Genomic DNA, 14,693 nt, shown 5'->3' with positions numbered 1-14,693 from the left:
GGGCGCCCTGGGATGCCTGCCGGGCCGCCGTAACCGAGGTCACGGTATGACGATTGCCTCCCGCGTTCGTGCCCTGTCTCTGTTCATCTGGCTGGCCTCGCTCATCGTTTCGGTCGCTGCCCTGGCGTTGCGCACTGGCGGTCGAGGCGTTAGCCGGACCAGCGCCGCGCGACTGCGCGGTCGACCGGCTGAAGCCTCGACCTCCGGTTTCCCGGCGGCCGGAGCGACCATCAAGGCGGTCTGGCTCTTGGGGGTGCTGCTCTGGGGCGGGGCGGCCCTGGCCGATACCCAGGTCGCGCCGCCGGCCTGTGAGATTGCCGCCGGTTCCCTGCCGCTGGACGGCGGGGTCGTCCACTACAGCCGTGCCGGTCAGGGGCCGACGGTTGTGCTGCTGCACGGGCTCTTCGCCCAGAGGCAGCAGTGGCACGCGCTGCTGTGCGCCCTGGCGGCGGCCGGTTTCGACGCGCTGGCACCCGACCTGCCGGGCTTTGGTGAGAGTACCGACTTCCCCGTTACCGACTACGACCTGGAGCACCAGGTGGACCTGCTGCACCGGTTCATCGGCGGCCTGGGGCTGCGCGAATTCGCCCTGGCCGCCAACTCCATGGGCGGGACCATTGCGGCACTCTATGTGCAGCGTCACCCGCGGGGCGTGCGCCGCCTGGCCTTCGTCGGCCCGCCGCTGGGGGTGGTGGACTGGGCGCCCGGGGTCCGGCAGGCGATCCAGGACGGGATCAATCCCTTCATTCCCATCGATGACAACCAGTTGGACCTGGAACTGCGCCTGCTGTTCGCCACGCCGCCGCCGGTTCCCGCGCCGGTCCGCGAGGCCCTGATCAAGGACTATGTGGCGCGCAACCGGCACTACCAGCAGGTCTGGGACAGCGTGAACCTGTACGACCGGGTGTTGGACCGTCCGCTGAAGGTGTCGGTCCCGGTGCTGATCCTGTGGGGCGAGTCCGATGGGATCTACCCCGTGGCGGGCGCCAAGACACTGCACCGGCGCCTGCCCGGCAGCACCCGGATCACCCTGCCGGGCGCCGGACACCTGCCCATGATGGAGCGCCCGGCGGAGACGGCGGCAGTGTTGATCCCCTTCCTGCGGGGGCGGCGGTAGGGTCCGCTGCGCGGACCGACGCGACCTCGCCGCGGGTAGGGTGGTCGAAACGCCGCGCCGACCTGCTCGGTGTCTACGCCTCCCCCAGCCCCGGCAACGACTCCATCGCCCAGCGTGCCCGGGGCGCGAAGCTCAGGGGTTCGTGCTGGCCGGCGCGCAGCCGCTGCCAGCCGGCGTAGGCGATCATGGCCCCGTTGTCGGTACACAGGGCCGGGCGCGGGTAGTAGGTCTCACCCCCGACGGCCGCGATGGCGCTGTCCATCTCCCGGCGCAGGCGCCGGTTGGCGCTGACCCCGCCGGCCAGGATCAGGCGGCGGTGCCCGCTCGCCTTCAGTGCCCGGCGGCACTTGATCACCAGGGTGTCGACCACCGCATCCTCGAAGGCGCGGGCGATGTCGGCGCGGGTCTGGGCGGGGTCGGCAGCGCCCGGGATCTCGTTGTGCAGGGTATTGAGCGCAAAGGTCTTGAGCCCGCTGAAGCTGAAGTCCAGTCCCGGGCGGTCGGTCATGGGGCGGGGGAAGCGGAAGCGCCGCGGGTCGCCCTGTTCGGCCAGGCGCGCCAGTTCCGGGCCGCCGGGGTAGGGCAGCCCCAGGATCTTGGCGGTCTTGTCGAAGGCCTCGCCGGCCGCGTCGTCCAGGGATTCGCCAAGGATGCGGTACTGGCCGACCCCGGCCACGTCCACCAGTTGGGTGTGACCGCCGGAGACCAGGAGCGCGACGAAGGGAAAGGCCGGGGCCGGGTCCTCCAGGAGCGGCGCCAGCAGGTGGCCCTCCATGTGGTGCACCCCGATCGCCGGCACCCCCCAGGCCCAGGCCAGGCTGCGCCCCAGGGCCGCGCCCACCAGCAGGGCGCCGATCAGCCCCGGACCCGCGGTGTAGGCCACCCCGTCGATCGCGCCCGCGGCCAGTCCGGCGCTCTCCAGTACCTCCCGGATCAGCGGCAGGGTCTTGCGCACATGGTCGCGCGAGGCCAGTTCCGGCACCACGCCGCCGTACTGGGCATGGATCGCGATCTGGCTGTAGAGCGCGTGGGCCAGAAGCCCGCCGACCGAGTCGTAGATGGCCACGCCGGTCTCGTCGCAGGAGGTCTCGATGCCGAGGACGCGCATGGTTTGCTGCTCCGGATTGCCGAGAACCGTAGGGTCCCCGGATGGTATCGATGTTATGCCGGCCGGGGGCCTGGGACAACCCAGAATCCACAGATGAACACAGATGAACACAGATTAACCAAGAGTTTCTACGAATAGTCATGCGCTTATCGCTATTGTCACAATCACCGGCACGGTGAGTCCCCGGCCAAGCGTAAGCAAATGAATAGTCTGTGTGGATCTGTGTTCATCTGTGGATAACTGCTCTTTCCAGGGACGAGGGCGCCCGCGGCGGTCCCGCATGGAGCAGTCCTGGCGTGCGGGCCCGCGGCCGATCGTCGGCTGATGCCGGACATTGTTATACTAATTGATAATCAGACTGTCGATTTGTATAATAGCCGGATGATCTATCGCCAGATCGAACCCACGCTGCGCCGCCTGGCGGCCGGCTTCCCGATCCTCGCCCTGACCGGCCCGCGCCAGTCGGGCAAGACCACGCTCGCCCGCGCGCTCTTCGCCGACCGGCCCTATGTCAGTCTGGAGGACCCGGCCGAGCGCGCCTTTGCGCAGGAGGACCCCCGGGGTTTCCTGGCGCGGTTTGCCGCGGGCGCGGTCTTCGACGAGGCCCAGCGCTGGCCGGACCTCTTTTCCTGGCTCCAGGGCATGGTCGACGAGGTGCGGGTCCCGGGCCGCTTCGTGCTCACCGGCTCCCAGCAATTCGGGCTGCTCGCGCACATCACGCAGTCGCTCGCCGGGCGCGTGGGCGTTGCCCACCTGCTGGCCCTCTCCGTCACCGAACTGTCCGCGCCCCCCCTGCCGCCCCTGGAACTCGACCGGGTGCTGCTCGCCGGCGGCTACCCCGCGATTCACGCCCACGCCATCCCGCCCGGCGACTGGCTCGCCGCCTATGTCGAGACCTACCTGGAGCGCGATGTGCGGCAGCTCGTGAACATCGTGGATCTCAACACCTTTCAGCGGTTTCTCAAGCTCTGTGCCGGGCGTACCGGACAACTGCTCAACCTCAGTGCGCTGGCGGGGGAGGCGGGGATCTCCGCGGGCACTGCCCGAGCCTGGCTCGGCGTCCTGGAGGCGAGCTATCTGGTCCACCTGCTGCCGCCCTATCACCGCAATTTCGGCAAGCGCCTGGTCAAGACACCCAAGTTGTATTTTCTGGACGCGGGGCTTGCCGCCTGGCTGCTCGGCATCCGCGACCCCACGACCCTGGCCCTGCACCCGCTGCGCGGCGCCCTGTTCGAGACGCTGATCGTGTCCGAGGTGCTCAAACACAGGCGCAACGCCGGGGCCCCGCCGGACCTGTACTTCTGGCGCGACAACAACGGCCTGGAGGCCGACCTGCTGATCGAGGAGGGGGCCGCCCTGCAGCCCGTCGAGATCAAGTCCGGCCGCACCGTCACCCCCGATTACATCCGCGCCGCCCAGAAGGCCGGGCGTATCCTGGGCGACGCCGGCCGCCTGCCCTGGCTCGTCCACGGCGGCGAGGACACCTATGAACGCAGCGGCGTGCGCGTCGTCGGCTGGCGGTCCCTGGGCGCCGCCCTCGCGGGGTCCTGAGGCACGCCTGTGTTCATCTGTGGATCGCACCCGGCAGCTTCTCTCCCTTTGCAATCACCCGTCACCTTCGGCTAAAATCCTAAGGCTAAATTTCATCCCAACACATCCTCTGGAGACACAAGGACCCCATGCCCAGCGTCCGCGTCAAAGAAAACGAGCCATTCGAAGTCGCCATGCGGCGGTTCAAGCGCTCCTGCGAAAAGGCAGGTGTGCTCGCCGAGGTCCGTCGTCGTGAGTTCTACGAGAAGCCCACCTCCGAGCGCAAGCGCAAGAAGGCGGCCGCCGTGAAGCGTCACCACAAGAAGTTGCAGCGCGAGTCGCGCCGCTGGGAACGTCCTTACTGAGCGCGCCCGATCGGCCTCGCCGGTCCCCCGCGCACAGCGCCCCCTGGGCTACCCCAGGGGAGTCGTTCCACCAGCGTCATCCCTTGCGCCGGCGTAACTGCCGGTCATGCGCCCGTGGCTCGCCGCCGGGGCTGGTGACCTGGAATTTTCTCTCCAACCGCAGAGCTTCGCTACCATGCTCAAGGCGCAAATCCAGGCCGACATGAAGACCGCCATGAAGGCGGGCGAGAAGACCCGCCTCGGGGTCATCCGACTCATCCTGGCGGCGGTGAAGCAACGCGAGGTGGACGAGCGGATCGAACTGGACGACACCCAGGTGTTGGCCGTGCTCGATAAGATGATGAAGCAGCGGCGCGACTCTATCGAGCAGTTCGGTGCGGCCGGTCGTCAGGACTTGGTCGATGTCGAGCGCTTCGAGGTCGAGGTCATCCAGGGTTACCTGCCGCAGGCACTGGACGAGGCCGAGTTGGCCGCGCTGGTCGAGGCGGCAGTCACGCAGAGCGGCGCCGCGGCGATGAGCGATATGGGCAAGGTCATGGCGCTCTTGAAGCCCCAGGTCCAGGGCCGCGCGGACATGGGGGCCGTCAGTGCCCAGGTGAAGCGCCGTCTCGGGGTCTGACGGGGTTCGCCCCACGCCCACCACGGGTCTCCCGCGACTGCCCTGACGCGAACGCATGGCCGGCAGAATCCCCCCGCAGTTTATCGACGACCTCCTCGCCCGCACCGACATCGTCGAGCTGATCGCCGGCCGCATCCAACTGCGCAAGGGCGGGAAGGACTATCAGGCGCGCTGCCCCTTCCACGACGAGAAGTCCCCGTCCTTCACGGTCAGCCGTGAAAAACAGTTCTACCATTGCTTCGGCTGCGGTGCGCATGGGACCGCCATCGGCTTCCTCATGGAGTACGACCGTCTGGGTTTCCGCGAGGCGATCGAGGACCTGGCCAGGCGCGCCGGGCTTGAGGTCCCGACCGAGGGGACCGCGACGCCGACCGGCCCGGACCAGACGCCGCTCTATGCCCTGCTGGAGCAGGCCGCCCAGGTCTACCGCCGCCAACTGCGCGAGCACCCGGAGGCGCCTCAGGCCATCGACTACCTGAAGGGCCGGGGCCTGAGCGGGGAGATTGCCGCCCGCTACGGCCTCGGCTTCGCCCCCTCCGGGTGGGATTTCCTGCTGGCCAGCCTCGGGGCCGACCCGGCGGCGCGCGAGCGTCTGTCACAGGCCGGTCTCATTACGGAGCAGGACGGCAAGCGCTACGACCGCTTCCGCAGCCGCATCATGTTCCCGATCCGCGATCGCCGGGGGCGCGTGATCGGCTTCGGCGGCCGGGTGCTCGGGGACGGCAAGCCGAAGTATCTGAACTCACCGGAGACGCCGGTCTTCCACAAGGGCCGCGAACTCTACGGTCTCTATGAGGTACAGCAGGCGCGGCGCAAGCTTACGCGGTTGCTGGTGGTGGAAGGGTATCTGGACGTCATCGCGCTGGCCCAATTCGGCATCGACTACGCGGTTGCGACCCTGGGGACCGCCACCACCTTGGAGCATCTACAGGTATTGTTGCGGTCGGCCCCGGAACTGGTGTTTTGCTTCGATGGGGACAATGCCGGGCGCGGGGCCGCCTGGAAGGCCCTGGAGACGATCCTGCCGTTGGCTACCGGCAACCAGTCGTTGCGCTTCCTCTTCCTGCCGGAGGGGGAGGACCCGGACACCCTGGTTCGCGCCGAGGGCCAGGCGGCCTTCGAGCGGCGTCTGGGGTCCGCGACGCCGCTCTCCGAGGTCTTTTTCGACCATCTGTCCGGTCAGGTCGACATGGTCAGCCGGGACGGTCGCGCCCGTCTCGTGACCCTGGCAAAGCCATTGATCTCGAAGGTACCAGACGGCATCTACCGGGATATGTTGGAAGGGCGTCTGGCGGCCCTGGCGGGGATCGAGCCCAGACGCGCCGCCCGGGCCGGGGCCCGCCGCGGTGGGGACCGCCTGCTCGCGCGTCCCGCCCGTCCGACCCGCGTCGCCCTGGCGATTGCACTGTTGCTCGATCACCCTGAGCTGGCGCCCGTGGCGCTGGCCCAAGAGGATGACTGGCGCCGCTGCGAGGGTCCCGGGGTGGAGATCCTGGCCCAACTGGTGGACGCCGTCAGTGCCTATCCGGCCATCAACAAGGCGACGCTGATCGAGCGCTGGCGCGACCACCCGCATTTCGACTATCTCCAGCGGCTGAGTGTGGCGCCCTTTCTGGACGACATTCCGGTCGAGGGACTGGCGGCCGAGCTGACCGGCGCCCTGCAGGGCCTGGGCAAGGACGTGCGGGACTCAGAGCGCCTGCGTCCGCTCAATCGGCGCAGCACCGCGGACTGGAGTGACGAGGTGCGCGAGCAGATGGACCGCGAGGCCGAACAGGCGCGGACGCGCCGACGTTGATGGTGGGGGTTGAAAGGCTCGATCGACCTACCAAAAGTTGGATTTTCGTGCTACAATGATCAGTTCACCGCACGGCCTAAAAACGTCTCGCTGAGCATGTCCGGCCGGCCATGTTCGCCTGATAAGTTCACCCGAGAATGGCAAGGTTACCCATGGATCAAGAACAGCAACAGTCCCAGCTGAAGCAGCTCATCGCCAAGGGCAAAGAGCAGGGTTTCCTGACCTATTCCGAGGTCAACGACCACCTGCCGCCCGGCATCGTCGAGCCCGAACAGATCGAAGACATCGTTCGGATGATCAATGACATGGGGATCGCGGTTCACGAGACCGCCCCCGACATGATCGACCAGACGCTAAGCGACAATGCGGTGTCGGACGACGATGCGGCCGAGGCCGCCGCCGCCGCCATCGCGAGTGTCGACAGCGAGTTCGGTCGCACCACCGACCCGGTGCGCATGTACATGCGCGAGATGGGCACGGTGGAACTGCTCACGCGCGAGGGTGAGCTCAAGATCGCCAAGCGCATCGAAGAGGGTCTGAATCAGGTCCTGTCCTCACTCTCCGTCTACCCCAAGTCGGTGCAGAAGCTGATCGAGATCTTCGAGCGGGTCGAGCGCGAGGAGACCCGCCTGGCCGACGTCATCTCCGGGTTCCACGACCCCGACGCGGACCTGGCGCCGCCGCCCGCCGCGGCGGCCGCCGCCGCCCCGGTCGTCGAGGCCCAGGAGCCGGTCGCGGAGGGCGACACCGAGGCCGAAGTCGAGGAGGCCGCGGTCGCGGCGGAGGAAGATGAGGTCGCCGTGGTCGACACCGGGCCCGACCCCGAAGAGGTGGCGCGCCGCGTGCGGCTGCTGCGTGAGCGCTTTGCCGTGCTCACCACCCACCTGGAGCAGTACGGGCGCGACGACCCCCGCTCCCGCGCCGCCATGGCCGAGGTCTCCGAGGTCTTCCTCCAGTTCAAGCTGGTCGCCGCCGTGTTCCTGGAACTGGCGCAGATCCTGCGCGCCACCATCGAGCGCATCCGCAGCCAGGAAAAGGTCGTCATGGGGCTCTGTGTCGAGCAGTCCGGGATGACCCGCAAGCAGTTCATCGAGAGCTTCCCGGACAACGAGACCAACCCGGCCTGGCTCGACCAGCAACTCGCCGGCGGCCAGCGCTATGCCGCGCGCCTGGGCGACTGCGCCCATGACATCCGCCGCGCCCAGCGCAAGCTGCAAGAGGTCGAACGCGAGAACTACCTCACCATCGGTGAGATCAAGGAAGTCAACCGCAAGATGTCCATCGGCGAGGCCAAGGCCCGCCGTGCCAAGAAAGAGATGGTCGAGGCCAACCTGCGCCTCGTCATCTCCATCGCCAAGAAGTACACCAACCGCGGCCTCCAGTTCCTCGACCTGATCCAGGAGGGCAACATCGGTCTGATGAAGGCGGTCGACAAATTCGAATACCGCCGCGGCTACAAGTTCTCGACCTATGCCACCTGGTGGATTCGCCAGGCCATCACCCGCTCCATCGCGGACCAGGCGCGCACCATCCGCATTCCGGTGCACATGATCGAGACCATCAATAAGCTCAACCGCATCTCCCGGCAGATGATCCAGGAGATGGGCCGCGAGGCGACCCCGGAGGAACTCGCCACGCGCATGGAGATGCCCGAGGACAAGGTCCGCAAGGTGCTCAAGATCGCCAAGGAGCCGATTTCCATGGAGACCCCGATCGGCGACGACGAGGACTCCCACCTGGGGGACTTCATCGAAGACTCCGGCGTCATCTCCCCGGTCGAATCCGCCACCATGGAAGGGCTGCGCGAGGCGACCCAGAACATGCTGGCGAGCCTCACCTCCCGCGAGGCCAAGGTCCTGCGCATGCGCTTCGGCATCGACATGAACACCGACCACACGCTCGAGGAGGTCGGCAAGCAATTCGACGTGACGCGCGAGCGCATCCGCCAGATCGAAGCCAAGGCCCTGCGCAAGCTGCGCCACCCGACGCGGTCGGAAAAGCTCAAGAGCTTCTTGGATACCGATTGAAAAGGAGCCGGGGCGTCCCGCCCCGCCCCGGCGCGCATCGCTCACAACATCGATTCGGGCCGTTAGCTCAGCGGTTAGAGCAGGGGACTCATAATCCCTTGGTCCTAGGTTCAAATCCTAGACGGCCCACCATAAGAACATGAAGATCCTCGCGTTTCAGCCGACGCGGGGATTTTTTATGCCCGCCGGTTGCGGCTTCCGGTCCATTTCTGGTCCACTTGCGCGCACGCGCTCTTGGGGGTTGCTTGGTGATGGACCCTGGCGACCGCGCCGCGCTGGGTCAAGGTGGACGGGCGCAGGGTGTCGGGGCTTCGGCGTATCATTGGCCTACCCGGTTCAGGTGCACCGCCCGGGAGCCTGCCCGCCCCGTCTCGGCGCTCCGGGCCAGTCGCCACCGTCTCAGGCTGCCTGCGCCCACCTACAAGAAACCTGTCCATGGCCCTGAAGAAGTCCGAACTCTACTCCTCCCTCTGGTCCAGTTGCGACGAGCTGCGCGGCGGTATGGACGCCAGTCAGTACAAGGACTACGTCCTGGTCCTGCTGTTCATCAAATACGTCAGCGACAAGTACGCCGATCTGCCGTTCGCCCCGATCACCATCCCCGCGGGCGCGAGCTTCAAGGACATGGTCGCACTCAAGGGCAGGCCCGACCTCGGCGACCAGATCAACAAGCGGATCATCGCCCCGCTGGCGAACGCCAACCGGCTGTCCGACCTGCCGGACTTCAACGACGCCTCCAAGCTCGGCTCTGGTAGGGAGCTGGTGGAGCGGCTCACCAACCTCATCAGCATCTTCGAGAATAAGGCGCTCGACTTCTCCAAGAACCGCGCCGACGGCGACGACATCCTGGGCGACGCCTACGAATACCTGATGCGGCACTTCGCCACCGAGAGCGGCAAGAGCAAGGGCCAGTTCTACACCCCCGCCGAGGTCAGCCGGGTCGTCGCCCAGATCCTCGGCATCCGCGAGGCGCAGACCAGCGCCGACACCACCGTCTACGACCCCACCTGCGGCTCCGGCTCACTGCTGCTCAAGATCGCCGACGCGGCGCGCACCCCGGTCACACTCTATGACCAGGAGAAGGATGCCGCAACCAGCGGCCTGGCCCGCATGAACATGATCCTGCACAACAACCCCACCGCGCTGATCATGCAGGGCAACACCCTGACCGACCCCAAATACCTGGCCGGCGACTACCTCAAGACCTTCGACTATATCGCCGCCAATATCCCCTTCAGCGACAAGCGCTGGGCGACCGGGCTCAACCCGCTCCAGGACCCATTCGATCGCTTCAAGCACTTCGGCGTACCACCGGCCAAGCAGGGCGACTACGCCTACCTGCTGCACATCGTCCGCTCGCTCAAGGCCACCGGCACCGGGGCCTGCATCCTGCCGCACGGCGTGCTGTTCCGCGGCAACGCCGAGTCCGAGATACGCCGCAACCTGGTGCGCCGGGGCTACATCGCCGGGCTCATCGGCCTGCCCGCCAACCTCTTCTATGGCACCGGCATCCCCGCCTGCATCGTCGTCATCGACAAGAAGGACGCCCAGGCGCGCAAGGGCATTTTCATGATCGACGCCAGCGCCGGCTTCATGAAGGACGGACCCAAGAATCGGCTGCGCGCCCAGGATATCCACAAGATCGTGGACTGCTTCACCCGCCGGCTCGAAGTGCCCCGCTACGCGCGACTGGTCGGTGTCGATGAGATCGAGCGCAACGACTTCAACCTGAACCTGCCGCGCTATATCGACAGCCAGACGCCTGAGGACGTGCAGGACATCGCCGGCCACCTGCAGGGCGGCATCCCCGCCGCCGATCTCGATGCCCTGGCGCCCTATTGGGCCGTCTGCCCGCAACTGCGGCAGACCCTGTTCAGGCCCAACCGGCCAGGTTATCTGGATCTGGCCCCCCATCTGATCGAGAACAAGGCGGCCATCAAGACCGCCATCTACGAGCACCCCGAGTTCGCCGCCTTCATCATTGGGATGCAGGCCCATTTTGCCGCCTGGCAGGGGCAGAGCGCCGCCGCGCTCAAGGTCCTCGCGGCCGGCTGTCACCCGAAGGAGGTCATCGTCCGGCTGTCCGAGGGCCTGCTGGCCCACTACCAGGACAAGCCGCTCATCGATCCTTACCACATCTACCAGTACCTGATGGACTACTGGGCCGAGACCATGCAGGACGACCTGTATCTGATCGCCGCCGACGGCTGGAAGGCCGAGACCTACCGTGTCATCGAGACCGACAAAAAGGGCAAGCACAGAGACAAGGGCTGGACCTGCGACCTGATCCCCAAGGCCCTGATCGTCGCCCGCTACTACGCCAAGGAACAGGCGGCCATCGACCGGCTCGCCGCCGAATTGGAGGCCGTCGGCGCGAGGCTCGCCGAGTTGGAGGAAGAGAACGGCGGGGAGGAGGGTGCCTTTGCCGAGTTGGACAAGGTCAACAAGATCAACGTTGCCGCCCGCCTAAGGGAGATCAAGAATGATAAGGAGGCCAAGGACGAGGCGGCCGTACTCGATGATTGGCTCAAGTTCAACGGCGAAGAGGCTGACCTCAAGAAGCGACTGAAGGATGCCGAGTCCGGCCTCGATGTCTCGGCCTATCAGCACTATCCCAAGCTCACCGGGGACGAGATCAAGTCTCTGGTCGTGGACGACAAGTGGCTCGCCGCGCTCGCCGCCGCCATCCACGGTGAGATGGACCGCGTCAGCCAGCAACTCACGCGGCGCGTGAAGGAACTGGCCGAGCGCTATGAGACCCCAAAACCCCAGATGGCCGCCCGCGTGGCCGAGTTGGAGGCCAGGGTGGACCGGCACCTGGAGCGGATGGGGTTTGCACTATGAGCGATCCGTTCGATTTCCGCGCCCTGGTCAGGCTCTGTCGGCAAACCCATGAGCAGTTGCAGCAACAGGCGGCCAGGACGGTCAACCTCTTCCTGGTGGTGCGCAACTGGCTGATTGGCCGCCATATCGTGGAGTATGAACAGAGCGGCTCCGATCGCGCCGAGTACGGCCGCCGATTGATCGCATCGCTGTCCGAATGCCTCCGCGGCCAGGGGGTAAGCGGTTGCTCCTCGACCAACCTCAAGCAATGCCGCACCTTCTATCTCAGCTACAAGGGGATTGGTCAGACAGCGTCTGACCTTTTGCCGCCCCCCCAAACCGGTCAGACGCCGTCTGACCTGTTGGAAGCCAACCCCGGCCCGCCGCCGTCCGGCCTTCCGGTCGACGCCTTGCTCAAGCGGTTTGCCCTCGGCTGGTCGCACTACATCGCCCTCTTGAGCATCGGCAACCCCGACGAGCGCCGCTTCTACGAGATCGAGGCCCTGGCCGGGAACTGGGGTGTGCGGGAACTGGAGCGTCAGATTGCCAGCTCGCTCTATGAGCGCCTGGCACTGAGCCGTGACAAAGACGAGGTCCGCAAGCTGGCCGAGCAGGGGCTCGTGGTCGAGAAGGCCGCGGACCTCATCAAGAATCCGCTGGTGTTGGAGTTCCTGGGACTGGAGGAGCGGCCCGCCTACAGCGAGCAGGACCTGGAATCCGCCATCATCGACAAGCTGGAGACCTTCCTCCTGGAACTTGGCAAGGGCTTCCTTTTCGAGGCTCGGCAGCGGCGTTTTACCTTCGACAACGACCACTACTATGTCGACCTCGTCTTCTACAACCGCCTGCTGCGCTGCTATGTCCTCATCGACCTCAAACGCGGCAAGCTCACCCATCAGGACCTGGGGCAGATGCAGATGTACGTCAACTACTTCGACCGCCACGTCAAGCTGGATGAGGAGCTACCGACCATCGGCATACTGCTCTGCCACCGCAAGCAGGACGCGCTGGTCGAACTCACCCTGCCCAAGGATGCCAACATCTTCGCCACCAAGTACCAGCTCTATCTGCCATCCAAGGAGGAGTTGAAGGCGGAATTGGAGAAGATTGAGGCGGAGTTGGCTGGGAGTGGGGAGTGGAAAATGGAGAGCGGTAAATGAAAGACGGCACTCAGATCCCGAAGGGGTATAAGCAGGCCGAGGTGGGGGTGATTCCGCAGGATTGGCAAGTAATCGATATGCTGCAACTCTGTACTCTACAGAGAGGTTTTGACATTACCGAAATAACGCGAGTGCCGGGAACCGTTCCCGTCTATTCCTCATCCGGCATTTCTTATTATCACAACAAAGCGATGATCAATCCCCCGGGGGTTGTTACCGGAAGAAAAGGATTGTTAGGGAAAGTATTCTTGATCAACGAGCCGTTTTGGCCTCACGACACCACGCTATGGGTCAAGGATTTCAGGGGAAATGATCCGGCTTTCGTTGCTCTTGTTCTCCAGCATTTTCATCTTGAGCGTCTAGACGCAGCGACATCTGTACCAACGCTAAACCGAAATAACCTGTCTGGCTACAGGGTAGCGATTCCAGCGACGAAAGCCGAACAAGAAGCCATCGCCGGGGCGTTGAGCGACGCGGATGCCTTAATCGAATCCCTGGAGCAACTCCTCACCAAGAAACGACAACTCAAGCAAGGCTCGGTGCAGCAATTGCTCACCGGTATCACACGTCTGCCGGGCTTCAGCGGAGAGTGGGAGGCGAAGCGGTTAGGGCGCCTGGGTGTTTTCGTGAAAGGAAAAGGAGTCACCAGGGAGCAATCGATCAGCGGCAGTTTGGCCTGCGTGCGATACGGTGAGATCTATACGCAACATAACGACTATATCCGGATGTTCCACTCATGGATTTCGCGCGACGTTGCATCGACTGCAACGCTCCTAAAGCAAGGAGATATCCTATTTGCGGGGTCTGGCGAGACCAAGGATGAAATCGGCAAGTGTGTGGCCTTGGTCGATGATGTGGAGGCTTATGCAGGTGGGGACATAGTCATACTCCGAAGCGAAGACGCCGATCCACTGTTTCTCGGTTACTACTTGAACACCGCGCCAATCAACCAGCAGAAGGCGAGCCGAGGTCAGGGGGATGCGGTTGTTCATATTGGTGCTGCCGCCTTGGCAGACATTCAAGGCACGTTTCCACCCCTGGCCGAACAAACCGCCATCGCCGCCATCCTCTCAGACATTGACGCCGAGATCACTGCACTGGAAGACAAGCTCGCCAAGGCTTGCAACCTCAAACAGGGCATGATGCAAGAACTGCTCACCGGCAGGACTCGCCTGGTATGAGCGGCGAGGGTCAGCCAACCTGCTGGATCATCGCCGGGCCGAACGGTGCAGGTAAGACCACCTTTGCCCTCAAGTATCTTCCCGCGATTGCGGGTTGTCGCGTCTTTGTGAATGCCGACCTGATCGCGGCTGGTCTCTCGCCCCTCGACCCGGAGGCTGGCCTGATGGCGGCCAGCCGCTTGTTTCTGAGACAGATGCAACAGCATATCGAACGCCGGGCAACCTTCGGATTCGAGACGACCCTCTCCGGACGCGGCTATCTGCGCCTGGTTCAGCGGTTGTTGCGGGATGGTTGGCGCGTCGAGTTGGTTTATCTGGCGCTACCCAGCGCCGAAATGTCGGTCTTGAGGGTGGCGGAACGGGTCGCACATGGCGGACACTCGGTTCCGTTGGACGCGATCAGTCGGCGGTTTCCAAGGAGCCTTCACCATCTTCTCTATGTTTATGCTCCCGGAGTGACTCGTACGCGCTGCTTCTTGAATACCGGTGAGTCGCCGGAACTGGTCTTTCAGCAAGCCGGCGAGCAACGCCAGGTCTTCCTGCCTGATTGGCTCGAGACGTTATCGAAGGAGGCAATGATATGAGTGCACCTGATCGCGACAGCCAGCAGATGTTGGACGCATTGCGCGCGGCCGTGGCCGAGACCTTGGAGCGCAAACGGCGGTTGGGGCAGTATGCGGTGGTATGGCGGAATGGTCAGCCGGAGTTTATTGGAGAAACGCCGCCGCGGCGAGAGCCTGACGGCCCAGGACAACCCACGACTCCGACTCGGTTCGACCCCTGAGGTGACTGTTGCACCTGGCCGGACGGGGCATTCGCCCCGTCCGCAAGGTTTTCTGCGGGCTTGCGGACCTGCGCGGCGGACCAGCCACGGAATAAACGTTAGGGACGGGGCGCATGCCCCGTCCCGCCCGGCAGCAGCCCAAGCGCCTGGAGTCCAAGCGGAGCCCCGCGGTCGGCGAGCG

General features: G+C 65.2%; 11 protein-coding genes and 1 tRNA gene. 11 read left to right on the top strand and 1 reads right to left on the bottom strand.

What is annotated here, in order from left to right; genetic code table 11:
* Positions 1-46: 46 nt before the first annotated feature.
* A complete protein-coding gene (locus THSYN_RS20995) occupies positions 47-1,117 on the top strand; it encodes an alpha/beta fold hydrolase (RefSeq protein WP_100920844.1) in 1,071 nt (356 codons plus the stop codon).
* A 73-nt stretch (positions 1,118-1,190) separates the two neighbouring features.
* On the opposite strand, the gene tsaD is transcribed toward THSYN_RS20995, so the two are convergent.
* Complete coding sequence (gene tsaD / locus THSYN_RS20990; protein ID WP_100920843.1) at positions 1,191-2,225, bottom strand: tRNA (adenosine(37)-N6)-threonylcarbamoyltransferase complex transferase subunit TsaD; 1,035 nt, start codon at positions 2,223-2,225, stop codon at positions 1,191-1,193.
* Between the two features lie 381 nt (positions 2,226-2,606).
* Here tsaD and THSYN_RS20985 point away from each other — a divergent pair, with 381 nt between their 5' ends.
* From THSYN_RS20985 to THSYN_RS20940, 10 genes are all read left to right on the top strand, one after another.
* Positions 2,607-3,776 (top strand): ATP-binding protein, encoded by a 1,170-nt coding sequence (locus tag THSYN_RS20985; protein ID WP_100920842.1) that lies wholly within the window; start codon positions 2,607-2,609, stop codon positions 3,774-3,776.
* Between the two features lie 128 nt (positions 3,777-3,904).
* The gene (rpsU, locus tag THSYN_RS20980) at positions 3,905-4,120 is read left to right on the top strand and encodes a 30S ribosomal protein S21 (RefSeq protein WP_100920841.1); all 216 of its coding nucleotides are present in this window, start codon (positions 3,905-3,907) and stop codon (positions 4,118-4,120) included.
* A gap of 175 nt (positions 4,121-4,295) precedes the next feature.
* Complete coding sequence (locus THSYN_RS20975) at positions 4,296-4,739, top strand: GatB/YqeY domain-containing protein (RefSeq protein WP_100922526.1); 444 nt, start codon at positions 4,296-4,298, stop codon at positions 4,737-4,739.
* 55 nt (positions 4,740-4,794) lie between these two features.
* A complete protein-coding gene (dnaG, locus tag THSYN_RS20970; protein WP_100920840.1) occupies positions 4,795-6,537 on the top strand; it encodes a DNA primase in 1,743 nt (580 codons plus the stop codon).
* Positions 6,538-6,689: 152 nt separating this feature from the next.
* Positions 6,690-8,564: an RNA polymerase sigma factor RpoD gene (gene rpoD / locus THSYN_RS20965; RefSeq protein WP_100920839.1), complete on the top strand. Its 1,875-nt coding sequence runs from the start codon at positions 6,690-6,692 to the stop codon at positions 8,562-8,564.
* Between the two features lie 56 nt (positions 8,565-8,620).
* A tRNA-Ile gene (locus THSYN_RS20960) sits at positions 8,621-8,696 on the top strand.
* Between the two features lie 303 nt (positions 8,697-8,999).
* Positions 9,000-11,408 carry a type I restriction-modification system subunit M gene (locus THSYN_RS20955; protein WP_100920838.1) on the top strand — a complete coding sequence of 803 codons (2,409 nt, stop codon included), beginning with the start codon at positions 9,000-9,002 and terminating at the stop codon, positions 11,406-11,408.
* Positions 11,405-12,547, top strand: coding sequence for a PDDEXK nuclease domain-containing protein (locus THSYN_RS20950; protein ID WP_100920837.1), 1,143 nt, complete (start codon positions 11,405-11,407; stop codon positions 12,545-12,547). Before THSYN_RS20955 ends, THSYN_RS20950 begins: the two co-directional genes overlap by 4 nt.
* Complete coding sequence (locus THSYN_RS20945) at positions 12,544-13,728, top strand: restriction endonuclease subunit S (protein ID WP_100920836.1); 1,185 nt, start codon at positions 12,544-12,546, stop codon at positions 13,726-13,728. The genes THSYN_RS20950 and THSYN_RS20945 overlap by 4 nt, the downstream gene beginning before the upstream one ends.
* Positions 13,725-14,312: an AAA family ATPase gene (locus THSYN_RS20940; protein ID WP_100920835.1), complete on the top strand. Its 588-nt coding sequence runs from the start codon at positions 13,725-13,727 to the stop codon at positions 14,310-14,312. Before THSYN_RS20945 ends, THSYN_RS20940 begins: the two co-directional genes overlap by 4 nt.
* Positions 14,313-14,693 lie beyond the last annotated feature (381 nt).

The sequence above is a fragment of the Candidatus Thiodictyon syntrophicum genome (assembly GCF_002813775.1).
Taxonomy (GTDB): domain Bacteria; phylum Pseudomonadota; class Gammaproteobacteria; order Chromatiales; family Chromatiaceae; genus Thiodictyon; species Thiodictyon syntrophicum.
The sequence above is the reverse complement of the archived record's forward strand: the minus strand, read 5'-3'. Positions and strand labels throughout refer to the sequence as shown.